The sequence below is a fragment of the Pseudocolwellia sp. G5-9 genome, from assembly GCF_055808995.1.
Genome location: NZ_CM147893.1, coordinates 2,244,644 through 2,270,105 on the forward strand (window position 1 = coordinate 2,244,644; position 25,462 = coordinate 2,270,105).

Genomic DNA, 25,462 nt, shown 5'->3' on the forward strand with positions numbered 1-25,462 from the left:
GTTAAATTGATTATTTAAGTTAATTTTTAGCTATTTTTGCTGTTATACGTATATCTTTTCCAACCATGCGTACATCTGAAAACGTTAGTTTTTTCGCTTGCGATAATGTTTCAATGTTAGGCATGTTAAGTAAACTTTTACCGTCTGCTCCCATCAATTTAGGCGCTTGAAAAAGAATAAGTTCATCTACTAAATTCTGCTCAACAAAAGCCCCTGTTAATTTAGCGCCAGATTCAATAAGTACATCATTAAAGCCACGTTCACCTAAAATAGATAAAACAGCTTTAAGATCTAACTTGTTTGACGTTAAACCTTGCGCATAAGGAACGCTTATATGTTCTACAAAATATGGCCACTTATGGCTATTTTCAATGTTATGAGTAAATATAATTACAGGAGATTCTGTTTTAAAAAGATCTAATTCTGGCGACAATCTATTTTGAGAGTCGATAATAACGCGAATGGGTTGTCGTAAAGTATTTTCACTATAGGTATTTTTAAGCTCGCCGAGCTCATTCCAGCGAACATTCATTTTTGCATTATCAAATAATACAGAATCAGCACCGGAAATAACCGCACAACTTTGTGCACGTAAGCGCTGTACGTTTTGTCTCGCTTCAGGCGATGTTATCCATTTACTTTCACCACTTGCCATAGCTGTTTTGCCATCAATACTCGCCGCTAATTTACAACGAACATAAGGCAGCTTAGTGGTCATTAGCTGAATAAAACCAACATTTAACGCTTTTGCTTCTTGCTCTAATAAGCCATGTTGCGTAGTAATACCCGCGCTTTCAAGCATTTTAAGACCATTCCCCGACACTTGAGGATTAGGATCTACCATGGCAGCTATTACATATTTAACACCTGCTTTAATTAAACCTTCAGCGCAAGGTGGCGTTCGACCATAATGGCTACAAGGCTCAAGCGTTACATAAGCTGTAGCACCTTTAGCTAAACTGCCCGCTTGTTTAAGTGCGTTAACTTCCGCATGCCCAAGGCCTGCTTTAACATGATAACCTTCGCCCACAATTTCATTGTTTTTTACCAATACACAACCCACTCTGGGGTTAGGCGAGGTCGTATAGTGAGCACGCTTAGCTAGCGATAATGCTCGCTGCATATACTGATAATCTTGCTTTGAAAATGATGTCATAAACTTTAATATAAACTCAGGTTAGCTACTTTTTTCATCACCTAAACGGGCAATTTCTTCACCAAATTCTTTAATATCTTCAAACGAACGATAAACCGAAGCAAAGCGAACATAAGCCACTTTATCTAAATATTTTAGCTGTTCCATAATGGTATTACCTAGCATTTCGCTAGAAATTTCGCGTTCGCCTGTTGCGCGTAATGTCGATTTAACTCTATTGATAGCAAGCTCAACATTTTCAACACTTACCGGTCTTTTTTCTAATGCTCGTACTAAACCATTACGCATTTTGTCTTCATTAAACGGTTCTCTTGAACCATCTCGCTTAATGATTTTTGGCATAACAAGTTCAGCTATTTCAAACGTTGTGTATCGTTCGCTACAAGCTAAACATTCACGTCTTCTTCTAACTTGATGTCCATCAGCGACTAATCTTGAATCAATAACTTTAGTCTCTGTTTCAGAGCAAAAAGGACAATGCATGGTGTGATCCTATAACTGATGTTAAACCATTTTATTTAATAAAATAAAAATGGCCGCTAATGCGGCCATTCTATTCGATATTAATAATTCAAACTACTGTTTAAAAAATTAACCGTAAACAGGGAAACGAGAACAAAGCTCTTTAACTTTACCTTGAACCGCTGTAATAGTTGCTTCATTAGTAATATCGTCAAGAATATCACAAATCCAGCTTGTTAATTCTTTAGTCTCTTCAACACCAAAACCACGACGTGTAATTGCTGGTGTACCTAAACGTAAACCTGAAGTTACAAACGGTGAACGTGGATCATTTGGTACTGAGTTTTTGTTTACGGTGATATGTGCTTTACCTAATGCAGCATCGGCATCTTTACCGGTAATGTCTTTATCAATAAGGTCAAGTAACAATAAATGGTTTTCAGTGCTATTTGATACAACTTTATAACCACGATCTTGAAGTACTGACACCATAGTTTTAGCGTTATCTAAAACAGCTTGCTGATACGTTTTAAATTCTGGCTGTAAAGCTTCTTTAAATGCTACTGCTTTTGCGGCAATAACGTGCATTAAAGGACCACCTTGGCCACCTGGGAATACAGCACTGTTTAATTTTTTATAGATGTCTTCATCATCACACGCAGAAACAATTAAACCGCCACGTGGGCCAGCTAATGTTTTATGTGTAGTTGTTGAAACTACATGAGCATGTGGAACTGGGTTAGGGTATAAACCAGCAGCAACTAAACCTGCAACGTGAGCCATATCTACGAAGAAATATGCGCCAACTTTATCTGCAATTTTACGCATGCGAGCCCAGTCAACAATACCTGAAAATGCTGAGAAACCACCAATGATCATTTCTGGTTTATGTTCTACCGCTAAACGCTCTAATTCTACGTAATCAATATCACCGGTTTCTGGATCTAAACCGTATTGAAAAGCTTCATACGACTTACCAGAAAAGTTTACGTGTGAACCATGCGTTAAATGACCACCATGAGCTAAGCTCATACCTAATACTTTACCGCCTGGAGTAACTAATGCTTGGAATACTGCAGCGTTTGCTTGTGAACCAGCATGTGGTTGAACGTTAGCATATGTTGCACCAAAAAGTTCTTTAGCGCGATCAATAGCTAATTGCTCAGCTACATCTACGTATTCACAACCACCGTAATAACGCTTACCTGGGTAACCTTCAGCATATTTATTCGTTAATTGTGAACCTTGAGCTTCAAGTACACGAGGGCTACAGTAGTTTTCTGAAGCGATAAGCTCGATGTGCTCTTCTTGGCGAACAGTTTCTTTAGTGATTGCTTCATACAATTCAGCATCGAAATCTGCGATATTCATATCACGTTTAAGCATGTAAAATCCTCAAGTAGTCAGCCAATAACTCTACGTAGGCTGTGGGGTATAATTCAATAAAAAATCAATAAAATTTATGGGCAGTATTTTGCCTGAAACTAGCTATTTTGTACATGCTAAAACAAACAAATGTTAGTCGATTTAGTAATCTAATATATCCTATAGATCCTAGTAACGTCTAAAAAACAACAAACCACAATAAAACAAAATATAATACGGAATAAAAATTAAATCAACGAATTTAATTTCACTTATACATAAAACAAATACATATTATAAAAATAACGACTTATTTGATTGAGCACAATACAGGAAAAAAGACGTTAACTTAACGCTAAAACTACTTTTTCAGATTTTAATCGTAGCGAAAGTATGATCACTAGTGCAGCGGTTAATCCAATAGTCACTAAGGCTGTACCTGCAAAGGCTGCCCAGTTAATCGGAATACCTTTAAATAAATCGTCCATTAATAAAGATTGCCCAGAAACAGGTAACCAATCTAACCATTGAGGTTTATCATCAATAAACATAAGAGCAACAGGGATCATCGCGGGTAACATGATAATCATACTGACGGTTGATTGTGCTTCTTTAAAACTCTTTGCCTGAAAGGAAACAAATAGCTGTAAAGCTGAAGCAAAGAAACTAATCGGTAATAACAATAAAATTAAAAATAACACCATGATAAAGTCGAGGTTAAATGTTGCGCCAATTTTAGTTAAATCGACAAAGCTGACTGAAAAAGACGTGAGCACTAACGTTAACGTAACACCAATTATAGAGATAGTACTGGCACAACAAAGCTTAGCGGCAACTATTTTAAAGGTGCTTACCGGTTGGCAAAGTAGCATTTCAAGTACATTACGTTCTCTCTCGCCAGCACTTGAGTCAATAGCGACGGAAAGGCCCGACATAAAAGCAGCCATTAATACATACAAGCCCAACATTAAAGAAATAAACATAGCATTACTGCTTGGCTGTGCAGTATCTTGATCGTTAATTTTTATAGGTCGTAAAATACGTGGGTCTATCCCTCTAACAATTAACCGCTTGGCACCTATACTTTGTGCATATTGATTAATTTGATTTTTAATTCGTCTGATAGGCGCATTCAATGCTTTTTCACTAAAATCAGCACGTAAATTGATGGTAATAACCCGCCCTTCTTCCATATATTCAGCAAAATTTTCTGGAATAATGAGTTCAATATTACGCTCTGTCCAAAGGTTTTTGATATCTTCTGGTGCGTCGGTTAATGGGTAAATATTATTTTGCTTAAGTTGTTTAATTAACTTAGGTGCGAAACTTTCGCCTGTTACATTTAAATAAACAGGCGGCGTTGCCACCATTTCTTTGATCATGGTTTTTGACAATACTAAAATCATAACAGGTGCGAGCATAGCCATGGTCATGGCAACCATAAGCGCACGCTTATCGCGAAAGGCTTCTTTAAATTCTTTTATTAATAACGCTTTAAACTGAATCATGCGGCAACCCCTTCGTCAGATCCTATTAATTTAACAAAGGCATCTTCTAATAATGCTTCGCCCGCTAAGTCACATAGCTCAGTAGGTGTTCCTTGTGCGGCTAGTTTGCCGTTAGCTACAATAATGACGCGATCACATAAAGCAGCGACTTCTTGCATAACATGAGACGAAAATAATATGCAGTGACCTTTGTCTCTAAACTTAGCTAAGTGATTACGTAAAACACGAGTACTCATTACATCTAAACCACGAGTTGGCTCATCTAAAACAAAGTTTTGTGGTTGGTGAACTAAAGCTTGCGCTAGGGTAACTTTCATTCGCTGACCTTGAGAAAAACCCTGAGTTTTACGGTGTGCGAGTTCTTCCATTTCAAGATCTTTAATAATGTCTTCAATCGCTTGATGTTTAACTGCGCCTTGCAAACCATGAATACTTGCAAAATAATCTATTTGCTCGTAAGCGGTTAGTCGTTCATATAATCCAAATTTATCAGGAAAAATACCTAACTTAGCACGAGCTTCAATAGGTGACTTGGTAACCTGTATCCCATCAATAGTAGCGGAGCCAGAATCCGCTTTTAATAAACCATATAATGTACGTAAACAGGTGGTTTTTCCTGCTCCGTTAGGTCCTAAAATTCCAGTAATTTCGCCATCTTTTGCGGTAAAAGACAAACCGTTTAAGGCGATGACTTGTTTCTTTTTAGCGCCTAAAAAAGATTTATGTAAATCATTAACTTCAATCATAATTATTTCCTTATATGCTGCCGTTTAGGCTTGTCATAAATGACTCAGCAGGTATATCTAACAAACACGTTTGATCCACTTTTTTAGGATCTAAATGTTGTAAAAATTCATTAATCATTGCTACACCACAAGCGGAAGAAGCCACAATATGCGCACTGTTTTTTGAAATAATATGATGGCTATTAGGTAAAGTACTCGCTGACTTTTCGCCATTGCTTGGCGGTGTAACGGGATCTAAATCACCCGACAATATTAAGGTAGGAATATTAGCCACTACGGGCTTGTAAAAAGCTTCATCAACCTGATATTTTGGCCATACATCACAAGCTGTTTTAAAAATAGCGTGGCTACTACCACCATCAAAACTATTGTTGCTGTCTTTAACGCGCATATCATGGGTAATTCTTGGCATATCTTCATTACATACAATATTAAACGTTAGTCCCACGTACATGTTTATAGCACCTTCTCCTGCAGAAATAATTCCTACTAATGGCTGGTAGTTTTCCAGAAAGGCTTGATGAATAATTAAAGGCACTATAGTGCGAGTTTCTGTACTGTAAAGTTGCTTAAATAGCGTATTGATGAATTTTCCTTTACTTAATTTAAAAGGCGTTTTAGTGCCTAATCGAGGATGACTTATAGATAAAGCAACCACTTCGTTAGATAAACGCTTAATAACAGTTTCAAACTCTTCTTTTAAATTAGGGTAGGCTTTATTACAGGTTTCTTCATTAGCGCAATGTTCAAGCAATAAGTTAAATGATCGCTCTGAGCTCAAACCAAATAAACCGATAGGTACTTCAATCGGCCCTACGCTATCTAACACAACACTTTTAATATTTTCGGGAAATAAACGCATATAAGTAAGCGCCGCTCTTGTTCCATAAGAGCCACCATAAAGATTCATTTGCTTGTAACCTAATGCTTCTCTTACTGCATCAAAATCACGGATTGCATTTTCTGAGTTGTATTGGCTTAGCTCGTTAGTTTCTTTTAATTTTGTAATACAATCTAGCGTTTCTTGTTCAGAAAACTCTTCAGGAATCATGCTATATAAATTCCCTTTGGTAGCTTCATCACACAACATGGGTTGAGATAAACCAGTACCTCGTTGATCAATTAAAATAATGTCGCGTGTTTTTCTAATTTCTACAAAGCTTCGACGTATATGTGCTGCTAATTCAACAGCTGCTTGACCTGGCCCCCCGGCAAGAAACATAAGTGGCGCATTATTTTTTGAGCTATCAATCGCTGGTAACACAGCATAATTAATGGAAATATTTTTGCCTTCAGGCTTATTGTAGTTCTCGGGGACATTTAAAGTGCCACATTTTACTTGCGAGCGAATACCATCAATGTGGCAGTTTTCAACAGCAGAGTTTTCTTCATTCGCCAACGCAGCATTAGCTGTAATACTTAACAAAAATGAAAATAGAACGAATCTTGTTTTCTTCATTACTTTCCCTTGTAAAAATTTTAAATTTGGTGTCTATTAAAATAAATTATTTGACTAAAAAATCTCATGAATACTTATATGGATATAACAGTTTATTACCTTAATTCTTTTACTTACAATGGCTCAGGCGGTAACCCAGCAGGTGTTGTATTAAATGCAGATAATCTAACACCGCAGCAAATGCAGTATATTGCCACACAAGTGGGATACTCTGAAACCGCTTTTGTATCAGCGGATGTTGAATGCGACTTTAATGTTCGATTTTTTACTCCGAATCATGAAGTTGATTTTTGTGGACACGCGACTTTAGCAACATTTTCATTATTGTTCGAAAAACAGATCATTGAAGCGCAAGAGTATACTCAACAAACTAAAGCGGGAAAGTTAAAGGTAAAAGTGGCCACTGATACCTTAGTGAATATGGAACAAACACTCCCGCAATATTTAGGTGTAGTTGAAAGCAAAGAAGTAGCTGAGTTATTAAATATTTCTGAAACGTTATTTGCTACGACTAATCTACCTTGTGAAATTATTTCAACGGGCTTAGCTGATGTAATAATACCTGTACCCTTTGGAACTTTAGATTCAATAGTGCCTGATTTAGATAAAATATCGCGTTTTAGTGAAAAATATAATGCGATTGGCATTCACCTGTTTGAGTTATCTCCAGCCCAAAAAAATATCTCAGAAAGTAATTCAAATAGTTTAACAGCCAGCTGTCGAAACTTTGCACCTTTATTTGGTATTCCTGAAGAGTCTGCTACGGGTAGCGCTTGTGGTGCTCTCGCCTGTTATTTAGATAAGTATAAGGTTATAGATGGCCAACACTACACGTTTGAGCAAGGTAGAATAATGGAGTCGCCTTCTTTACTGAAAGCTTCAATCTTTAAACGTGATAGTATAATTACGAAAGTAGAAGTGAGTGGTTTTGCTTATTTATTTGATTGTAAAAAGATAAAATACCCTAGGATCTGTTGATCTATCAAGATTGTTTTTTCAGCCCCCTGAAAGATCAACAAACCTAGTTAAAAGCATAATTAAAATGATGATATAAAGCTTTTTATACGTTTGGCATTAGCTCCAAGATCTGTTCCACCAATACGAGAAATGGATCGTAGATCTATCTTACTTCCTGTATCCGTTGCTTGAATACGAATAGCTACATCGTCTTTAAAACCCCAGAGTAAACTGGTATCAACTGCTTCAATCATTCCTTGCTTAATATCTTTAGCAACAATTTCCCAGCCTAATTTTATCGCCGTATCAATAGCTTTATTAAACGCTTGCTCTGTGTTCAAGATGCTTACAATGGGTTGTAGTTCTGGATAAACTTTTTGTTGTAACGGAGCTAATTTTTCGCTGTCGTATTCTAGTGGATTAGTTCCTTCGCCACGCAAGGCTAAAATGGCTTTAAATTGAGGTAAATTAACCGTGTCAGTACTTACCTGATGTAAAAAAGGTAAAGACTTAGCTTTAGCCGCTTGCATTGATAAACCAACAGCCGGTATAGCTAATAAAATAGCGACTATAGCACTACTTTTAAGCACACGTTGTTGCTTTGTAAAAAACGCAAATAAACCAATTACTATCGCTATTACCAGCACAACAATACTAGCATACCCTGTAAATTGAATGATTTTAAAAGACGTTCCCATGCCCCATAATTGCAAACGATAAGCAATAACGGCAAGAGGAAAACCCAGTAACAAAGGAATAGTTAAAAACTTACAAATAGTTATAATTTTTTTAATGAACATCATGTTGCCTTAAGATCGGTATTAATAGAAGCCCATATATTTAGCAGGCATGTGGATAATTGTACTACGAAGTATATCTAGACCTTAGAATGGCTTACATTATTTCATTGCTCAACTTCGGTTTCAAAAGTGAAAAAATAATATCCACTTAATATTCAAAGCTGTGTTCAAGTACGCTGTAGCGTTGATCATTTATTGATTTTAGGTATGAAATTTTAGCTTAGCTCACTTTTATCAATGTATTTAGTTCTAACGGTTAAATCGTTTTCTTTTCTAACTTGACTAAAGACGGCCATTAAATCTTTTATGCGATTATCTAAATCTTTAATCACGACGTAGCTTATAACTATAACTAAAAAACTTATAATAAAAATAACATCAGCGCTTAACATTAACGAGCTATTCGCTGAATTTTTAATATATCAGTTAGTTTCATTACTGATATATTTAGTTTGTTTTCAACTTGTTTAACTGCTTTATTCTATCTGTTGCTTGTTCGAACCAGTAGCTTGCATCAATACCAAATTTCCCCGTTGCTGACTTTTCCATTGCAACTTTTCGTAGTTTTTCAACTTCAAGTACAGCAGGTTGTTGCATAGCATTGGTAAATATTGATAAAACAAATACTGTTATTTAATTAAAAAATAACTGTGGTAAGATGTCGGCGCTTTTAAGGTGTTTTTTACTCTTATTTATTAGAGGAAAAACTTAAAGGGGAATATGGTGCAAGACATGGTTAGTTTTATTAACAACCACTTAATTCCATAACTGTTCCCGCAACTGTAAAGAGAGTTTAGTGACGGTTAAAATAACATCACTAAACACTTAAGTCAGAACACCTGCCTTAATCGCCTTTAGTGAACGTGCGGGTAACGCGAAAAACTAAGAATATCTCTCATATAATTATGAGTGACTTCTTATGATGTGTCCTTGTATTTCCTAAAATTGTATTCGCTATGTTTTATTCGCTATTATGGTTAAGGCACATATGTCACCCTTTGTTCTACAAGCAAATAATGTTACTTGGTCTGCAAACCCAAAAAAGGTTATTCAAGGTATTCACCTACAAATAAAAGCAAGTGAAACCGTTGCTATCGTTGGCCCCAATGGCGCAGGAAAAACCTCTCTTCTTAAATGTTTATACGGCGAATATTCAGATTATTCTGGTAATATTTATTTGCATGGCAAGCCCCTTAAAAACCTTAATAATAAAGATATAGCCAAAAAAGTCGCTGTGGTTAGCCAACATTCAGAGTCTGCATTCAACTTAACTGTTTTAGATATTGTAGGTATGGGGCTTATCCCTCATAAAGGATTGTTTGACATAAATACAGATGCCGACAAACACAATATTGAACAAGCGTTAATCAAGGTTGATCTGATAAAAAAACAGCATCAATTATTTAGTACTTTATCAGGCGGTGAGCAGCAGCGAGTATTAATTGCTAGAGCTATTGTACAAGCGCCTGATATTTTGATTATGGATGAACCTACGAATCATCTTGATATGTACTATCAGCATCAAATATTAATGTTAGCCAAGTCCCTCAACATAACCTTATTGATCACTATTCATGATCTTAATTTAGCCGCCCAATATTGCGATAGAGTGCTCATGTTAAACAACGGTCAACTTGTAGCAGATGACACACCTGAAAGTGTATTTACCGCCGAAAACTTAACTGATGTATTTAAACTAGAATGCGCTATTGATAAAAACCCTTTCACTCAAAAAACAAGAATTACCTTTGCTGGTATAAACAACCAAGTAAATGACGAATCAAAGTGGCTACAATCATGAAAAATCACTTATTAACAAAAAAGCTACCGTACAAATATTCGCTCTTGTTAATTGTTAGCCTCGTTGTTATCACGTTATTGTCTTCTATTGGGTTTGGTGTTGTTGAATTAAACCATAAAGCAGTATGGCAATGTGTAACTCAAGGGTGTGAAAAAGGTATTTACGATACCATTTTATGGGAAATACGCTTTCCGAGGGTATTGCTTGGTTTTATCGCGGGCTTTGGTTTAGCTTTAGCAGGCGCTTTAATGCAAAACGTGACACGTAACCCACTTGCCGACCCGTATTTATTTGGTATTGTTTCTGGAGCAGGCTTAGGGGCAACTTTAACTCAGTTTTTACCGGTATCAATGCAGCTTGTTTCGTTACCTTTTGCCTCTTTTTTAGGGTCTTTATTAGCGGTTGGACTTATTTTAATTGTGATATATCAAAATAATTGGCGTCGCATTGAGCACTTACTGTTAGCAGGCGTAGCGGTTTCCTTCTTATTAAGTTCTTTAACCACCTTTATTCTTTACAGCGGTGATGCTTTTTCAAGTAACCGCGTTATTTTTTGGCTCATGGGCAGTTTAGCCAGAGCAGACACCAACGCTCTACTGTTGATATCCCCCGTAATTATTATTGCTACGCTTATTGCACTTTTATTAGGACGCCAGCTTGATGCGCTATTACTCAGTGACGACAGCGCTCGCACCTTAGGAGTAAAAGTTGAACGCTTGCGTGTTATTACCCTTATTTTATGTGCTGCAATAACAGCCGTTATTGTGTCTTATTGTGGCGGCATTAGCTTTATTGGTTTGATGATCCCACATATTGTTAGGCCTTTTGTGGGCATTACCAGCGCTAAATTATTTATAGCCGTAGGCTTAGTTGGTGGCTGTTTTTTAGTGTGGGTAGATGTTGTTGCGCGTACGGCATTAGGCGGACAAGAAATACCAATAGGTGTTATTACTTCAGCGATGGGCAGTTTGTTTTTCTTAGCCCTATTACGAAAAATGTAAGCGAGATTTTTTATGGAAATAAAAGCGTTAAATCTTGAATTTGAAAGTAAAATTCAAGATAAAATCAATCAAAAAACCAAACCTGTTGGCTCTTTAGGCTTATTAGAAAGCACGGCTTTACAGCTTGCGCTTATTCAAAGTAATAAAAGCAATAAGCTTATTTCACATATTTCAATTAACAAACCTACTGCCTTAGTTTTTGCTGGAGATCACGGTATTAGTGAAGAAAGTGTTTCAATTGCACCAAGTTGTGTAACTCGCCAAATGGTACAAAATTTTATCGCTGGCGGCGCCGCAATTAACTGTTTTTGTAAGGTAAACAATATTGATTTTAAAGTCGTTGATGCTGGCATTATAGACCCCATTACCGATAGTTCATCTCGATTAATTAACATGAGATTAGGGGCTGGTACAAAGAACTTTGTACATGAATCAGCAATGACGATGGAACAAGTTGAACTTGGTCTTAGCTATGGTGAACAAGTGGTAGCGCCCATCATTAAAAATGGCTCTAACCTACTTATATTAGGCGAAATGGGAATTGGCAATACCAGTTCAGCTACGGCAATTACAGCTCGTTTAACCCATTCAGATGTTGATCTTTGCGTAGGTGTAGGCACAGGCATAACCGCAGAGCAACTTTTTAAAAAGAAAACGCTTATTGAAAAAGCCCTCGCACGTTTTGATTCAGACGAACCTTTAACGGTTCTAAAAGAAGTGGGTGGATTTGAAATAGTTGAAATAACAGGCGCAATTTTAGCGGCAGCACAAGCCGGAATTTGTATACTAATTGACGGTTTTATCCTAAGTACAGCAGCACTAGTTGCCTGTAAAATAAATTCTAATGTAAGAGATTATTTAATTTTCGCTCATGAATCTCATGAATTTGGTCATCAACTATTATTGCGCCATTTAAAAGCCAAACCTTTACTAAATTTAGGTTTACGTCTAGGTGAAGGAACGGGGGCAGCAGTCGCATTACCGTTATTAACGGCAGCAGCTGCTTTTTACAATAATATGGCAAGTTTTGAAGATGCAGGTGTAACCGTTTGAGCATACAAAAGAGTTATATACCCGTTACCATTCAAGATGCAGGTTTCAGTGGAACTAAAAACAATTTAGACACAGATTTCATGTTCCAGACGAAATCTAAGTACATACATCCATGTATGCAAGGCATTAAATTTACGTCATGGTTATTCTCGGTAACTGCTCCTGCGTTACCCTAATGTCCTACATCCGTGTAGGAACCTGACTAAAGTTAATAACGCAGTATAAATTGTTTTTAGACCCATCGAAGAAGCGCTTGAGCAAAATCACTTCGTCGTTAATACTTTTGATAAGGGTACACCATTATGGCAAAGCATTGCCTTGAATTGATATCGCTCAAGTGCTCTGAAATACGCATCTTGATTGGTAACGGGTATACAAGCAACAATAAATATAGACGGTATTTAAAGCGTCAGCTTAACTTATGTTACTTAGCGCTGAGCTTTTTTACTCGTATACCTGTACCACAAAGCATGTATTACAGCCCCGCGCTTTTAAATAAGTCTGGCCGTTATTTTTCTTTAATAGGGCTTTTATTAGCAGGTATTTTAAGCTTACTTTTTAGCCTTATTTCTCCCTTATTTCCTCATACTATTAGCATCGCGTTACTGGTTGTTTTTAGCTTACTGCTCACTGGTGCTTTTCATGAAGATGGTTTAGCAGACATGGCCGATGGTATTGGCGGTGGTATGACAGTAGAAAAACGTTTAACCATAATGAAAGACAGCCGCATAGGCACCTATGGCGCAGCAACTTTATTTATGGCTTTAGCGCTAAAGCTATTGGTATTAATAGAACTTGCTCAACTAGCGTATTTAATTCCTTCATTATTTTTGGGGTATGCCTTATCAAGAGCGGTTGCGGCTAGTTTAATATATGACTTACCTTATGTAGCTGATACCGATACCAGTAAAAGCAAACCTTTAGCGAATAAGCAAAGCCCCTTTGAATTAAGATTACTTTTTATTGTTGGCCTTGCCCCTTTGGTGTTTTTTTCAATAACTACAGTCTTATTGTTAATACTCACGCTTTTTATTTTTAGAGCGGGTTTTAAACAATGGTTAATAAAACGAATAGGGGGTTATACTGGCGATTGCTTAGGTGCTTGCCAACAATTAAGTGAATTACTTATCTACCTAGTAATACTTGCTAGTTTTCCCCTCTTTGCTCAGGCATAACCTTTATGCAAAAAGGCACTATGCAAACCACCACAATCTATTTATTACGCCATGGAAAAGTGAGCGGGCCTGCTGCCTTATATGGTCAAACAGATATAGGTGTAACTGATGAGGTAAATACGAAAATATTAACTGAATTAAATCAATTACAACAAAATTTAATCAACAAAATTAGCCATGTAGTAACGTCTCCCCTTCAGCGTTGTCAAAACGTTGCTCAACAATTTGCTAAAAATAACAAGTTACCAATAAACGTTAACACGTGTTTTCAAGAAATGAACTTTGGTCAATTAGATGGCATTTCATTTGATGATATTAGAGACTCAGAAAACAGTAAAAAAACTTGGCTACAGTTGGAAGATTTTTGGCGTGAACCAGACGCGTTTCCTCTGCCTAAAGCTGAATTGTTATCAAGCTTTTATCAAAGAGTTGAACACTCATGGTGTGAACTATTAACATCACACGCAGGGAAAAGCATATTACTCGTGTGCCACGGTGGTGTTATACGTATGATTTTGGCTCTCTTACTCAATATTGAATATCATAATAAAGCACTCTTTAGTCAGTTAACCATTAAAAATAGTAGTATTACATTGGTTAAAAATCTTACTGATATAAGCTCAAGTACACCCGCTGCTACTCAGCATAGTAATGTAATAACAATTTCTACACCTTTAAAAGCGATATCGCAGAACCCTGAAGAATTTGAATAAAAAGAAATAGAGGAATAACACATGATTGATGACGAGAAGAAAAAAGAAAATCATAAAAAACGCCAGCAAAAATTGAAAGAAAAAGTAGACGAGCGTATTGCCGCTGCTACAGAAGACAAAGGTCTACTACTGGTAATTACCGGCAATGGTAAAGGCAAATCGACTTCTGGTTTTGGCATGATCACTCGTTCTGTGGGTCATGGATTAAGTGCTGGTATTATTCAGTTTATTAAAGGTACATGGGAATGTGGCGAGCTTAATTTATTAAAACAACATGGCGTAAAGCACCACACAATGAAGACAGGTTTTACGTGGGAAACACAAAATAAAGAAGCCGATACAGCAGCAGCTCAATTAGCTTGGGCTGAAGCGAAAAAGCTCCTCACCGATGAAAGTGTTCATATTGTATTACTCGACGAATTAACCTACATGGTGACTTACGGTTATATTGATTTAGAAGAAGTGTTAAGCGTATTAGCAAATAGACCGTCAATGCAGCACGTTATTATTACAGGTAGGGCTTGTCATAGAAAAATAATCGAAGTAGCCGATACCGTGTCTGAAGTGCAATCTATCAAACATGCTTTCGATAGCGGCATAAGAGTTCAAAAAGGTGTAGATTGGTAATGTTCATGCAGCTTCAACGTAAAATTTTCGCTTTTGTACTTGCCGCACTCGCAAGTACATCTACTATGTTATATGCCAATGACTCTAGCGCCATTGATAACGTAGATAACAATAAAAGTGAGTTTAAAAAACAACGAATTATCACCTTAGCCCCACACCTAATAGAGATGCTTTTTAGCTTAGGTATAGGCGATCGTGTCATAGCAACTACCGAGCATTCCGACTTTCCTGAAGCCGCAAATAATGTTCCTCGTATTGGGAATTATGCTCGCTTAAAAATAGAAAAAATACTCGCCTATGAACCCGATTTAATTATTGCCTGGCGCACGGGAAACCCTTTAGATGATTTAGACAGACTCAAAAAGTTAGGATTAAATGTTGTATATTCAGATCCTAAAAACTTAGAAGATGTTGCAACTGAGTTACGCTTATTAGGTAAATTAACAGGAACCAATAACCGTGCTGAAGAACTAGCAAGCCAATATGAATTGGACCTGAAAAATTTACGTAAAACTTTCGCCAATAAACCACCTATAACCGTATTTTACGAACTTTGGTCGAATCCATTAACCACAGTGAGTAATAATTCGTGGCCGCAACAACACCTTAATGTTTGTGGGGCAACAAACCCTTTTGTAGAAAGCATAACTGACTATCCACAAGTAGGTTTAGAGCAAGTGGCAATCGCTAAACCACAATTAATTATTCAACCTATATCGAATGGACACGCAACTCCCGATGCTGTTAATTGGTTACAGTGGAACGACATACCCGCCGCAAAACATAAACAATTAATAACCCCTAATTCAGATAAATTACACAGAATGACACCAAGATTGCTAGGTGAATTAGAAAAGCTTTGTATCAGTATCGACGATTCGAGAAATTATTACCTAAGCATAAAGTAAGTAACTCTTCGACTGAAAATATAAGCGTAAACTTGTTATAAATTTTAATACATTTACGCTTAATTCACCCTATACAATACAAGGCATTAACTTTCATAAAAAAATTAAAGTTTCCTGCTAATGTTTATCAATATAACTGCTAGAATAATAATTAAATACGACTCGAATTATTGAACTTCATGATCAAAATTATTTTATCTCTTCTTATATTCTCTTTATCTCATATTGCTTTTGCAGAAGAAGAATCTGAGCCGCTTCCTCCCTTAGATCCAAAATATATGGGGATTCATGGCATGAAGCTTTTCAACAAAGGTCCCAGCGTATTTGCTTCTCATATGCTGACTTTAAAAGAGCCTAATAATATACAAATTCTTTATAAACTAGATATTAACGAACTGTCTTTACTGCAATTGGTTAAAGACGCTGATTTGGTTACCCTTAAGCCTGAAGCATTTAATTTGGAACGCTTAATGCGTGGTGAACAAGTAGAAGTCAATGCTGATATATATATGGGAAACTATAAAAAAGACGGCATGCTAACCTACAAAAACATGAAGATAATATTTGATAAACAACTCTTTGTAAAAGTAATCGACAAACCGGAAGAATCAAATAAAAGACAAAAATACGATATAGTACAACTTCGTAATAATGAAAGAATTTTAATCCACCAAATTCAACAGCCTCCAAGTTATGAACACCTTATTTATCTTTCAGATGATGTAAATTGTGTAACTAACTTCACGGCATCTTCAGCCGTTCCAAAAGAAAATGAGATCCACTACAAGCTTACTTATTGTGGTGCAATGAAACCTCTTTATTATAATGCAGAAGATTTTGCGCAATAGGCCTATTGTGCACTTATTTGAACTACCACGAAGATAAAGCAGGCATAGTAAATTTCTCACCTCGAAAATTTAACACTACTTTTTGAGGGAGAATTTCTACTAAGATCAATTCTCTAGCAATCGTATCGCCTTCATAGCGATCTCTACCATTTACCTTTACCCAGCCTTGACCATCACTAGCATAAATATGTTGTTCAAACTGTAATTGCGGAATACCGTTTTGTACCCACAAAGGCATTTTTTCGATAGGGTCTATCTCTTGGTCTCTTTCATCAATGTTATTAGTATATTCGTTAGTATTATTCGTATCGTCTTCATTATTTAGCGCTTTTTTAAACTGATTCAATAACTCTTCTGATACACCTTCAACCTGAGTAAGTTCGATATCTTTAGTCTGAACTTCTTGTTTAACTTGCTTAGCCTCAACAGGCGCTTGTTGGGCAATCACTTTAGGTGCTGGCGTACTTTCTTTTTCGGTAATAGGTAATTCAACTTCTTCCTGCTTTTGCTGCGCACTAGCATCTACCGGCAATACTTCATTCGTTTTTTTATCTGCTATTGAGTTCGTTATTTCATCAATTTGAGTATCAACGTTATTAACTACAACCTTTGATGTGCTCTCAATTTGGTTCGACGATTTAACATCATTAAGAGCTTTTTCAGCGGCATCAGTAATAGCTAATGGTTGTAAGGTATTATTCTGAGTTTGATAGCTACCAAAAAAATAGGCTCCAGCAGAAATAACACCTACCGATAAAACGATTAGCGCTATTTTAATTGTAGGGTTTTGCCACCAAGATGTAACCTCATAATCATCTCCAAGCGCTTCATGAGCAGACAACAACACAATGCGTTTATTAACTACGGCAATATTACTGCTATAAGCATTAATGAGAGAACGTTCGCACACTAAATTAATTAAACGAGGAATACCGCCGCAAATTTTATGGATAGTATTTATAGCCGACACTGAGAACAGCGATCTAATGCCCTCTGCAATAGATAAGCGATGTTTTATATACTGCGCGACTTCTTGCTTATTAAGAGGGAGTAAATGGTACCTAGCGGTTATACGTTGTGCTAATTGACGAAGGTCTCTTCTTTTTAATAGAGTTTGTAATTCAGGCTGACCAATAAGAATGACTTGTAATAGCTTTTTAGTATTTGTTTCTAAGTTAGTTAATAATCGTAATTGCTCAAGTACTTCAGGTTGCAAGTGTTGAGCTTCGTCAATAATTAATAAAGTATTAGTATTTTCTTTATGGTTTTTTAATAATTTTTCTTGAATTTTATCCGTTAAGGTTTTTAACGTAGCACCTGTTTTACGGTAACGAATTTTTAATTCATCGCAAATAGTCGCCAGTAATTCGTGACTTGATAGCGTAGGATTAAGTATAAAAGCCGCTTGAGTATTTTCAGGTAAGCGCTCCATTAAACAACGGCTCACGGTTGTTTTTCCTGTTCCTACCTCACCTGTTAACAGCACAAAGCCACCAGCATCACCTAAACCGTAGGTTAAATGCGCAAGTGCTTCACGATGACGATCACTCATAAATAAATATTGAGGATCAGGAGCAATAGAAAATGGCTTTTCTTTTAAGCCGAAATAAGCGGTATACATATCAACAACTTCATAAAAAATAACACCATGAAACTAACCTTTACCTTACCAGATGTCAAAACACTATTTTCTTTTATGATAAACTTAAATTGTAATAATTTAATCGGATGTATAAATGGAAAACCCAGTATCACAAATCACCAGCTACTTAGTGGGCGGTGCAGTTAGAGATAAACTACTCAACAGAAAAAGCTACGATCACGATTACGTTGTCGTAGGCTCAAGCGTTGAACAAATGTTGTCGTTAGGTTTTTCACAAGTTGGTAAAGATTTTCCTGTATTTTTACATCCAAAAACAAAAGAAGAATATGCGTTAGCACGTACCGAAAAAAAAGTAGATGCTGGCTATACGGGATTTGCTTGTGATGCTTCCGAATTTGTAACCATTGAAGAAGACTTACTCAGACGAGACTTAACTATTAACGCCATGGCATTAAAACCAAACGGTGAAATAATAGATCCTTATAATGGTCAAGCAGACCTTAAAAATAGAATATTTAGACATGTCTCCGATGCCTTTATTGAAGATCCATTAAGAGTATTGAGAGTGGCTCGCTTTGCTGCGCGTTACCATAGCTATGGATTTACTATTGCCGAAGAAACCATGGCCTTGATGACACAAATATCTCAAAGCAACGAGCTACAATCTTTAAGTAGCGAACGCATATTTACAGAACTCAATAAAAGCCTACTTGAAGAGCACCCTGAAGTATTCTTCGAAACCCTAAAAGCCTGTGGTGCATTAAAGGTTCTATTACCTGAAATTGACACACTTTGGGGAATTCCTAACCCTGCACTATGGCACCCTGAAATATGCTCTGGCATTCATACTATGATGGTTTTACAACAAGCAGTAAAGCTATCAAAAAAACCTGAAGTACGCTTTGCTGCATTGTGTCATGATCTAGGCAAAGGCAATACACCTGAACCCGAATGGCCAAGCCATAGAGGACATGAAAAATCGGGCTTACCTTTAGTAAAAAATGTTTGTGATCGTTTAAGAGCACCTAATTCATATCAAACATTAGCCCTTAAGGTGTGCGAATACCACCTACATTGCCATAAAGCCTTTGAGTTAAAGCCTAGTACTATATTAAGGTTATTTAATGCCTTAGACGTGTGGAGAAAACCTGAGGAATTTAACGACTTTATTTTAGCGTGCACCGCTGATATGCGCGGCAGAACAGGATTTGAAGATAAAGATTATCCACAAGCAGATTATTTACACCAATGCCTTAAAGCTGCAAATACCGTAACGGCAAAAGTGTTTGTTGAACAGGGCTTGAAAGGTAAGGAAATAAAAGAAGCGATAGAAAAAGCAAGATTAGACGCGATTAAAAATATAAAACAGATTGTTCCGCTACCAGAAAATAAATAACCCGAATTCAGGATGATTATTTTCGTAATCTACTGATTTATAAATAAAAGGTGACAAATACTATTCAAGTGACACACTTATTATTTACTCATGTTGAAATTTATTAACTCCCTAACCGAATGAATTATTCAAATCAGTATAACCTCAGTTCAGCTAAATTATTTTTGATCCAATAAATCGAACATGGCTTTTAATTCATGTTCGTATGGTGTCCAATCAGGTATCGATCTTTTTTGAATTCCTTTACGTAGTTGTGTATCACTGAGCGTTTTTATTACCCGCTTTTTTGAAGAAAAATTTAAACAATCTTTTTCAAAAGCCAGTCCGCAATATGCTAACACTTGTGTTATCTCATTTTCAGGTGAATTAACCAGATCCTCATATTCAATATCGTACACTTCTTTAGGTAACACGCTTTTCCAATGTAACATCACCTTTTGATAGAGTTGATGATACTGACCAATTTCGGTTTGCGAACAAAAATTCGGTTCTAATGCTCCAAAATTATTTTTAAAAATAGACCAAGACACATCTCGTGGGTCTCTTTTTATATGAATAATTTTAGCCTGTGGCAAGAGTAATTTAATTAACCCAATAAATTGATAATTAGCCGGCATTTTATCAATAACAAATTTATGATCCCCACCGGAAATTTCTTTCAGTTTTGTCAAATAATGTAAAGCTAAAGACAGACATTGTTCTTTTGTTAAAGATTGGCAACCTAACGGAAACCCTTCACTAGTTACCTGTGTAATAGCGTTTACAAGATCATCCCCAATATGTGGGATCTCACCCGCGCTAACAATATCGTTATGCCCTATCAGCATTTGTTCAAGCAATGTAGAACCAGATCTTGGCTGACCTACAATAAAAATAGGCGTAATATTTATATGAGAGGTTAAAACAGTACTTGCTGGTGATATATTTGAAAATGATTGAATAACCGAGGAAGTAAAAGCCTTCAGTAATAGATCAATAGAAGGTTTCATATCACTAACAGAAAAATTAATTAATTGTTTTTGTAGGCGGTTGGCTTCTTTGTAATGGTAAAAAGCTTGAGTGTATTTTTTACTTAAATGGAATAAATCACCAAAGCTATAATTCAATAAAACCTTATCATGAACTAATAAATCACCTTCTCTTAGAAGATTTTCATACTGCGTAATTAATGGATTAAAAGGGCTACCCGCACCTATTTTTTTTATTCTCACTAATAATGAAAAAGCAGGTATATTTTCTTGATCAATTGTTAATATTTGATTTAAAAACTGCTCACTTTTATCTAGGTTGCCACTTTCACAATAATAAACACTTAAAGCATATAGCACTTTTATTGAGTGAGAACTTAGTTGATAAGCACTTAGTAATGCTTGCTCTGTTTTATCGAAGCGCGTTAATGCTGAACATGCTTGAGCTAATGAAAGATAAACATCAGGTATCTTCGCATTAATATGTAAACATCGAACAAATAAATCGTAAGCTCGCTGATAACTATTTTGAGCTAAAGCAACTTTACCTAAACCCCACATTGCCTCAATATTGTTAATGTTTTCCTTTAATAAACGTTTATACATCTGCTCTGCTGATGAAAAGTCTTGTATTTTAAGGTAATGTTCTGCTCTTTCTATTGTCATCTATTAAATTAATCCAAAATCAACTATAAAAAAACCACATCAATTGATGTGGTTTTTTACAAACAAAATTATAACTTAAAAGTTATAAGATGCTTTTACGTAGTAGAAACCACCGTTAAAGCCAAATGGAGAGGTTTCATAATATTTGCCCCCCCAATTGTTGTTATCACCAGACCAATCAATTTTTTCTGCTTCTTGGTCAAAAATGTTTTGAGCCCCTAAAGAAACAGTAATATCGTCATTTACAAAGTAACTCACTTCAACATCAACAGTTACTGCAGCATCACCTTCTTTGATAGTGGCATCATAATCAACATGAACACCTTGATATTTGCCGTAGTAGTTTACACGAGTAAACATACTAATCATTTCCCAACCTTGAGACCATGTAAATGTTCCTCTATGGTTCGGTAAATCATTTTCTAAACGAGATACTTTGAAATCACCCGTAATTTCAGGAGAAAACTTATCAACTTCAGTTTCATTCCAGTTATAAGCTAATGCAAACGTTGTATCACCATCGAGCAATGAAGTTGAGTAGTTCGCTACAAAATCAACCCCTTGAGTGGTTGTATCAAAATCATTAGTAAAGAAACTCACTTGTTGAATAGAGTCAACATTGGGTACACCTGCCGCTTTTAATACGTCTTTATCATTATCGTCTAAATTATATTTAGCTGATTGAGAAATACGATCTTCAACTTGGATGTTATAGTAATCTAATGTGAAATAGAAACCATTAATATCCCATACAGCACCAAAAGCATAACTTTCAGACTCTTCAGGTGTGAGCTCTGTTGCGCCTAATTGGATCGCTACTGGGTTTGTCGGTGGTAGTAGGGCTGAGTCGCTTAACACACCATCACTTAAGTTTGTTTGTACATTTGAATAGTTAGCTTGACCAACTGTAGGCGCTCGGAAACCTGTACTTAATGAGCCTCGAAGTGAGAACTCATCAGTAATATTGTACTGAGCTGTTAACTTGTAATTTGTTGTATCACCAAATGAGCTGTAATCTTCATAGCGTAAAGCTGCGCCCATTAAGAAATTTTCAGTAAATTGTGCTTCAACATCAACATATAAAGCATAATTTTGACGAGAGAATTTACCGGCGGCAGAAGGTTTAAAACCAGGAAAACCATTTGAACCAATACCAAAACCTTGAGAAGTTAATGGACCCGCTTCAAAAGCCGCGACATCACCTGAAGTCACTTCAAATGACTCTGAATGCCATTCGTAACCCCCAGCAACAATTAATGGAGACTCCATACCTGCTTCAAATTCTTTCACTAAATCAATGTTAAATGATTTTTCTAATTGAGTATGTTTACCCGGACTAAAGTCACGCGGAGTGACAGGACCTAAAGAAGCATTAAGCGTATCATAGATAACATAAGTGGATTCGTTGAAACCAACTGAGCCGCTTACATCATATTTAAGTGTATCGCTTATCTCACCACGAGTCCCCATAGTAATAGCTGTATCAACGATGTTACCACCGAAGTTAGGTGTAAAACCACCTGGTAACATTTCATTAAATGCGAAACAGTTTTGACCAACGGCTGTATTATCATCCGCAATTAAAGCGTAATCACTTTGTGTTAACACATTACTACTGGTGACATTAACTGTAGGACAAGCAATACCATTATCAAGCCCATCTAAATCAGCAATAAGAATGTTAGGTTGATAGTTTTCATCTTGAACGCCATTAACTATATCACCATTGATTTTACCATCACCATTGGTATCTACGCCGTCTGTATCACCATTACTATATACACCACTACGAGTATGTGGGTTACGGTAGTAAAAACCACCTTTAATGTTACGTTCAGAGAAGTTACCAAACATGTAAGCTTCTTTACCATTTCCTAAATCTAGACCAAAGTTACCAAAAACAGTCAGATCATCTTCTACTTCAGGAGAGCCCCAAACTTGAGCTAAACTATCAACATCCGTGTTACCGGCTTCGATTAAGGCGGCGGCATCAGCACGCTGTACACTTCGGCTTGTAGCATCAGCGGTTTTATATTGAAAACTTAAATTAGCAAAGCCATTGGCAGATAATGGTAAGCCTATGTTACCGGACACTTCTGTAGTATCGCCATCTCCTTCGTAGTATGAACCATGACGCACCGTAAGGTTTCCACCCTCATCATCATCTTTTAAAACAAAGTTCATTACACCCGCAATAGCATCTGAGCCGTATTGTGCCGCAGCACCATCTCGTAATACTTCAACTTGCTTTAACGCAGCACTTGGAATAACAGAAATATCTGGACCTTGTGCACCATCATTAATACCACCACCTAATAAGGCAATAACAGAGGCACGATGACGACGTTTGCCGTTAACTAGGATTAATGTACTGTCAGATGAAAGACCACGTAAGTTAGCGGGTTTTACTAAACTAGCCGCATCTGAGATAGGATTTTCATGAACGTTAAAAGAAGGAACGGTTCCTTTAATAAGGTCTAGCATATTAGTGTTACCTGCTTTACCTAATTCGTCAGCTCCAATTAAATCAACGGGAACGGGTGAATCATTTACTGAGCGGGGCGCACCACGTGAGCCTACTACAGCGATACGTTCAACTTTTTCTTCTTTTGCGCCGGTTTCATTCTCAGCAGCAGAAACAGTGGTTGTTCCTAGAGCAACACTCACAGCAAGCGCTAACGTAGTATTACGAAATTTTATAGACATATTTTTCCCTTATTAAATTTGAAGACTAATTCTTATTATTGAATTTTTAATTATTTTTATGTAAACAACTTGTAAAAAGCTTAATTATTTATAGGACAGGAAGTATTGCTTTACAAGTGTTCAAAAATTTTCTTTTTCTTGTTTTCTCTCCAAAAAAACAACATTAACGAAAATGTTTATTTTTTTGTGAAAAATAAAAGACAAAAAAATAAAAATAAAAACAAACAAATACAATTAATTAAGAAAATTAACGAATAAAAAACTAATAAGGGTTTCGTACTATAACCTAGTTAACAAAGAAAAAAATGTAACACTCCCTAGACATAATAATGAAAAAATTTCATGTATAAATAAAGAAACTGGTTAAACATTAGACACATTTAACCTTGAAAATAAATTAAAAAAATTAATAGAACGTATATTTTTTTTATTCACCTTAAAGATAAATGAATATAAAATCACATATTTAGAATAAAAAAACAAAAGAGTTATAGCTTATATCATTTAACTATCAGGCTAAGTTGTCGTATAAAGCTTTGATGATATTGCAAACCTACTCTTTATTTTTTATTTAAGTTTTCACCTTTATACCTATTACAATTCAATATGTAAGTTTCAGTGAGAACTAAAAACAATTTAGGCACAAATTTAACTTTCCAAACGAAACATAAGTACATACATTTATGCATGCAAGGCATTAAGTTTATTCCATGGTACGCCCTGGATAAATTATGTTGGTCCCCCCTTAATTGGTCACGGGTATATAAAGCACTCAAATAAAAAACGACAATTGATCTTTTTATTATCTAAACAACAAAAGTTACAATTAAATATTCACATAGCGTGTGATAAAAGATAAAGTCTATCTAAATATTAGGTAAGTAGAAATTCTAACGAGGAATACTCATGGAACTTAATCAATGGGTTGATGAATTATTTGAAGTATTTGACGAAGATAAAGACGGTGTTATTAGCCGTAGTGAATTTGTTGAGTTAATTGACGTATTATTACAAGACAAAGGAATTAGAATGTGTGAAACCATTTTCCATCGTTTTGATAAAAATCACGATAATTCCATCTCCAAAAGCGAACTTAAAGACATGGTGATAGAACTAGCGCTTTAATACTATATTTAATGAATGTCACACTTCATTTTACAACATAGAGTGACATTCATTTTTTAGCAGCTATTTCTCAGCGGCGATTACGCTAATTTCAACAAGTAGTACATCTCTTGCCATTTTAGCTTCAACACAGGCTCTTGCTGGAGCATGCCCTTCTGGTACCCAAGCATCCCATACAGCATTCATTTCTTGAAAGTCAGACATTTTATTAAGATAAATAGTGGCTGATAATATATGCTCTCGTGAGCTACCCGCAGCAATTAATAACTCGTCAACTTTATCAAGCATGGTTTGAGTCTGCTCTGTAATCCCTTTTGTCGCATCAGCACAGACTTGCCCACATAAATAAATAGTACCGTTATTCTTTACAATACGGCTCATACGTTGTTTTGTTTCAATTCTTTCTATTGTCATTTTTA

General features: G+C 36.1%; 23 protein-coding genes and 1 riboswitch. Of the genes, 11 read left to right on the top strand and 12 right to left on the bottom strand.

The window, feature by feature from the left end:
• Positions 1-19: 19 nt before the first annotated feature.
• From ribD to AC0L5Q_RS09625, 6 genes are all read right to left on the bottom strand, one after another.
• The gene (gene ribD, locus AC0L5Q_RS09600) at positions 20-1,156 is read right to left on the bottom strand and encodes a bifunctional diaminohydroxyphosphoribosylaminopyrimidine deaminase/5-amino-6-(5-phosphoribosylamino)uracil reductase RibD (protein ID WP_473617998.1); all 1,137 of its coding nucleotides are present in this window, start codon (positions 1,154-1,156) and stop codon (positions 20-22) included.
• A 21-nt stretch (positions 1,157-1,177) separates the two neighbouring features.
• Positions 1,178-1,639, bottom strand: a complete 462-nt coding sequence (gene nrdR, locus AC0L5Q_RS09605; protein WP_473618004.1) for a transcriptional regulator NrdR — start codon at positions 1,637-1,639, stop codon at positions 1,178-1,180.
• A 108-nt stretch (positions 1,640-1,747) separates the two neighbouring features.
• The gene (gene glyA / locus AC0L5Q_RS09610; RefSeq protein WP_473618008.1) at positions 1,748-3,004 is read right to left on the bottom strand and encodes a serine hydroxymethyltransferase; all 1,257 of its coding nucleotides are present in this window, start codon (positions 3,002-3,004) and stop codon (positions 1,748-1,750) included.
• Positions 3,005-3,327: 323 nt separating this feature from the next.
• Positions 3,328-4,491 (bottom strand): ABC transporter permease, encoded by a 1,164-nt coding sequence (locus tag AC0L5Q_RS09615; RefSeq protein ID WP_473618012.1) that lies wholly within the window; start codon positions 4,489-4,491, stop codon positions 3,328-3,330.
• The gene (locus AC0L5Q_RS09620; protein WP_473618015.1) at positions 4,488-5,237 is read right to left on the bottom strand and encodes an ABC transporter ATP-binding protein; all 750 of its coding nucleotides are present in this window, start codon (positions 5,235-5,237) and stop codon (positions 4,488-4,490) included. Before AC0L5Q_RS09620 ends, AC0L5Q_RS09615 begins: the two co-directional genes overlap by 4 nt.
• A gap of 10 nt (positions 5,238-5,247) precedes the next feature.
• Positions 5,248-6,696, bottom strand: coding sequence for an alpha/beta fold hydrolase (locus tag AC0L5Q_RS09625; protein WP_473618019.1), 1,449 nt, complete (start codon positions 6,694-6,696; stop codon positions 5,248-5,250).
• 66 nt (positions 6,697-6,762) lie between these two features.
• Here AC0L5Q_RS09625 and AC0L5Q_RS09630 point away from each other — a divergent pair, with 66 nt between their 5' ends.
• A complete protein-coding gene (locus AC0L5Q_RS09630; protein ID WP_473618022.1) occupies positions 6,763-7,674 on the top strand; it encodes a PhzF family phenazine biosynthesis protein in 912 nt (303 codons plus the stop codon).
• Positions 7,675-7,733: 59 nt separating this feature from the next.
• Here AC0L5Q_RS09630 and AC0L5Q_RS09635 read toward each other — a convergent pair whose 3' ends face one another.
• Both AC0L5Q_RS09635 and AC0L5Q_RS09640 read right to left on the bottom strand, forming a co-directional pair.
• Positions 7,734-8,456, bottom strand: coding sequence for a DUF1499 domain-containing protein (locus AC0L5Q_RS09635; protein ID WP_473618025.1), 723 nt, complete (start codon positions 8,454-8,456; stop codon positions 7,734-7,736).
• Positions 8,457-8,900: 444 nt separating this feature from the next.
• Positions 8,901-9,086, bottom strand: a complete 186-nt coding sequence (locus AC0L5Q_RS09640) for a nitrate- and nitrite sensing domain-containing protein (protein ID WP_473618281.1) — start codon at positions 9,084-9,086, stop codon at positions 8,901-8,903.
• A 23-nt stretch (positions 9,087-9,109) separates the two neighbouring features.
• A riboswitch (cobalamin riboswitch) is annotated at positions 9,110-9,314 on the top strand.
• A 127-nt stretch (positions 9,315-9,441) separates the two neighbouring features.
• Here AC0L5Q_RS09640 and AC0L5Q_RS09645 point away from each other — a divergent pair.
• The 8 genes from AC0L5Q_RS09645 to AC0L5Q_RS09680 all read left to right on the top strand — a co-directional run bounded on the left by AC0L5Q_RS09645 (position 9,442) and on the right by AC0L5Q_RS09680 (position 16,579).
• A complete protein-coding gene (locus AC0L5Q_RS09645; protein WP_473618028.1) occupies positions 9,442-10,254 on the top strand; it encodes an ABC transporter ATP-binding protein in 813 nt (270 codons plus the stop codon).
• Positions 10,251-11,255 (top strand): FecCD family ABC transporter permease, encoded by a 1,005-nt coding sequence (locus tag AC0L5Q_RS09650; RefSeq protein WP_473618031.1) that lies wholly within the window; start codon positions 10,251-10,253, stop codon positions 11,253-11,255. The genes AC0L5Q_RS09645 and AC0L5Q_RS09650 overlap by 4 nt, the downstream gene beginning before the upstream one ends.
• 12 nt (positions 11,256-11,267) lie before the next feature.
• Positions 11,268-12,308, top strand: coding sequence for a nicotinate-nucleotide--dimethylbenzimidazole phosphoribosyltransferase (cobT, locus tag AC0L5Q_RS09655; protein WP_473618035.1), 1,041 nt, complete (start codon positions 11,268-11,270; stop codon positions 12,306-12,308).
• 302 nt (positions 12,309-12,610) lie between these two features.
• Complete coding sequence (locus AC0L5Q_RS09660) at positions 12,611-13,483, top strand: adenosylcobinamide-GDP ribazoletransferase (protein ID WP_473618037.1); 873 nt, start codon at positions 12,611-12,613, stop codon at positions 13,481-13,483.
• A 5-nt stretch (positions 13,484-13,488) separates the two neighbouring features.
• Positions 13,489-14,196 (top strand): histidine phosphatase family protein, encoded by a 708-nt coding sequence (locus tag AC0L5Q_RS09665; protein ID WP_473618041.1) that lies wholly within the window; start codon positions 13,489-13,491, stop codon positions 14,194-14,196.
• Positions 14,197-14,217: 21 nt separating this feature from the next.
• The gene (cobO, locus tag AC0L5Q_RS09670) at positions 14,218-14,823 is read left to right on the top strand and encodes a cob(I)yrinic acid a,c-diamide adenosyltransferase (RefSeq protein WP_473618046.1); all 606 of its coding nucleotides are present in this window, start codon (positions 14,218-14,220) and stop codon (positions 14,821-14,823) included.
• Positions 14,824-14,828: 5 nt separating this feature from the next.
• Positions 14,829-15,731 (top strand): cobalamin-binding protein, encoded by a 903-nt coding sequence (locus tag AC0L5Q_RS09675; RefSeq protein ID WP_473618051.1) that lies wholly within the window; start codon positions 14,829-14,831, stop codon positions 15,729-15,731.
• Between the two features lie 179 nt (positions 15,732-15,910).
• Complete coding sequence (locus AC0L5Q_RS09680) at positions 15,911-16,579, top strand: hypothetical protein (protein ID WP_473618055.1); 669 nt, start codon at positions 15,911-15,913, stop codon at positions 16,577-16,579.
• 22 nt (positions 16,580-16,601) lie between these two features.
• Here the strand turns inward: AC0L5Q_RS09680 and AC0L5Q_RS09685 are convergent, their stop codons facing one another.
• Complete coding sequence (locus AC0L5Q_RS09685) at positions 16,602-18,200, bottom strand: AAA family ATPase (protein WP_473618059.1); 1,599 nt, start codon at positions 18,198-18,200, stop codon at positions 16,602-16,604.
• A 136-nt stretch (positions 18,201-18,336) separates the two neighbouring features.
• Here AC0L5Q_RS09685 and AC0L5Q_RS09690 point away from each other — a divergent pair, with 136 nt between their 5' ends.
• Positions 18,337-19,578 (top strand): multifunctional CCA addition/repair protein, encoded by a 1,242-nt coding sequence (locus AC0L5Q_RS09690; protein WP_473618282.1) that lies wholly within the window; start codon positions 18,337-18,339, stop codon positions 19,576-19,578.
• A 158-nt stretch (positions 19,579-19,736) separates the two neighbouring features.
• On the opposite strand, the gene AC0L5Q_RS09695 is transcribed toward AC0L5Q_RS09690, so the two are convergent.
• Together AC0L5Q_RS09695 and AC0L5Q_RS09700 are read right to left on the bottom strand one after the other, a co-directional pair.
• Positions 19,737-21,212 (bottom strand): tetratricopeptide repeat-containing sulfotransferase family protein, encoded by a 1,476-nt coding sequence (locus AC0L5Q_RS09695; protein ID WP_473618063.1) that lies wholly within the window; start codon positions 21,210-21,212, stop codon positions 19,737-19,739.
• Between the two features lie 75 nt (positions 21,213-21,287).
• The gene (locus tag AC0L5Q_RS09700) at positions 21,288-23,912 is read right to left on the bottom strand and encodes a TonB-dependent receptor plug domain-containing protein (RefSeq protein ID WP_473618283.1); all 2,625 of its coding nucleotides are present in this window, start codon (positions 23,910-23,912) and stop codon (positions 21,288-21,290) included.
• 912 nt (positions 23,913-24,824) lie between these two features.
• On the opposite strand from AC0L5Q_RS09700, the gene AC0L5Q_RS09705 reads away from it, so the two are divergent.
• Complete coding sequence (locus tag AC0L5Q_RS09705; RefSeq protein ID WP_076417046.1) at positions 24,825-25,043, top strand: EF-hand domain-containing protein; 219 nt, start codon at positions 24,825-24,827, stop codon at positions 25,041-25,043.
• A gap of 63 nt (positions 25,044-25,106) precedes the next feature.
• Here the strand turns inward: AC0L5Q_RS09705 and AC0L5Q_RS09710 are convergent, their stop codons facing one another.
• Positions 25,107-25,457, bottom strand: coding sequence for a RidA family protein (locus AC0L5Q_RS09710; RefSeq protein ID WP_473618068.1), 351 nt, complete (start codon positions 25,455-25,457; stop codon positions 25,107-25,109).
• Between the last annotated feature and the right edge of the window lie 5 nt (positions 25,458-25,462).

Bases quoted from the DNA above. Each gene is read 5' to 3' on its own strand.
- glyA (WP_473618008.1), bottom strand. From the start codon at position 3,004: ATGCTTAAACGTGATATGAATATCGCAGATTTCGATGCTGAATTGTAT.
- AC0L5Q_RS09705 (WP_076417046.1), top strand. From the start codon at position 24,825: ATGGAACTTAATCAATGGGTTGATGAATTATTTGAAGTATTTGACGAA.
- AC0L5Q_RS09660 (WP_473618037.1), top strand. From the start codon at position 12,611: ATGGCAAAGCATTGCCTTGAATTGATATCGCTCAAGTGCTCTGAAATA.
- AC0L5Q_RS09695 (WP_473618063.1), bottom strand. From the start codon at position 21,212: ATGACAATAGAAAGAGCAGAACATTACCTTAAAATACAAGACTTTTCA.
- AC0L5Q_RS09650 (WP_473618031.1), top strand. From the start codon at position 10,251: ATGAAAAATCACTTATTAACAAAAAAGCTACCGTACAAATATTCGCTC.
- AC0L5Q_RS09635 (WP_473618025.1), bottom strand. From the start codon at position 8,456: ATGATGTTCATTAAAAAAATTATAACTATTTGTAAGTTTTTAACTATT.
- AC0L5Q_RS09675 (WP_473618051.1), top strand. From the start codon at position 14,829: ATGCAGCTTCAACGTAAAATTTTCGCTTTTGTACTTGCCGCACTCGCA.
- AC0L5Q_RS09645 (WP_473618028.1), top strand. From the start codon at position 9,442: ATGTCACCCTTTGTTCTACAAGCAAATAATGTTACTTGGTCTGCAAAC.
- AC0L5Q_RS09625 (WP_473618019.1), bottom strand. From the start codon at position 6,696: ATGAAGAAAACAAGATTCGTTCTATTTTCATTTTTGTTAAGTATTACA.
- AC0L5Q_RS09685 (WP_473618059.1), bottom strand. From the start codon at position 18,200: ATGTATACCGCTTATTTCGGCTTAAAAGAAAAGCCATTTTCTATTGCT.
- cobO (WP_473618046.1), top strand. From the start codon at position 14,218: ATGATTGATGACGAGAAGAAAAAAGAAAATCATAAAAAACGCCAGCAA.
- AC0L5Q_RS09710 (WP_473618068.1), bottom strand. From the start codon at position 25,457: ATGACAATAGAAAGAATTGAAACAAAACAACGTATGAGCCGTATTGTA.
- nrdR (WP_473618004.1), bottom strand. From the start codon at position 1,639: ATGCATTGTCCTTTTTGCTCTGAAACAGAGACTAAAGTTATTGATTCA.
- AC0L5Q_RS09680 (WP_473618055.1), top strand. From the start codon at position 15,911: ATGATCAAAATTATTTTATCTCTTCTTATATTCTCTTTATCTCATATT.
- AC0L5Q_RS09615 (WP_473618012.1), bottom strand. From the start codon at position 4,491: ATGATTCAGTTTAAAGCGTTATTAATAAAAGAATTTAAAGAAGCCTTT.
- AC0L5Q_RS09620 (WP_473618015.1), bottom strand. From the start codon at position 5,237: ATGATTGAAGTTAATGATTTACATAAATCTTTTTTAGGCGCTAAAAAG.
- AC0L5Q_RS09630 (WP_473618022.1), top strand. From the start codon at position 6,763: ATGAATACTTATATGGATATAACAGTTTATTACCTTAATTCTTTTACT.
- ribD (WP_473617998.1), bottom strand. From the start codon at position 1,156: ATGACATCATTTTCAAAGCAAGATTATCAGTATATGCAGCGAGCATTA.
- AC0L5Q_RS09665 (WP_473618041.1), top strand. From the start codon at position 13,489: ATGCAAAAAGGCACTATGCAAACCACCACAATCTATTTATTACGCCAT.
- cobT (WP_473618035.1), top strand. From the start codon at position 11,268: ATGGAAATAAAAGCGTTAAATCTTGAATTTGAAAGTAAAATTCAAGAT.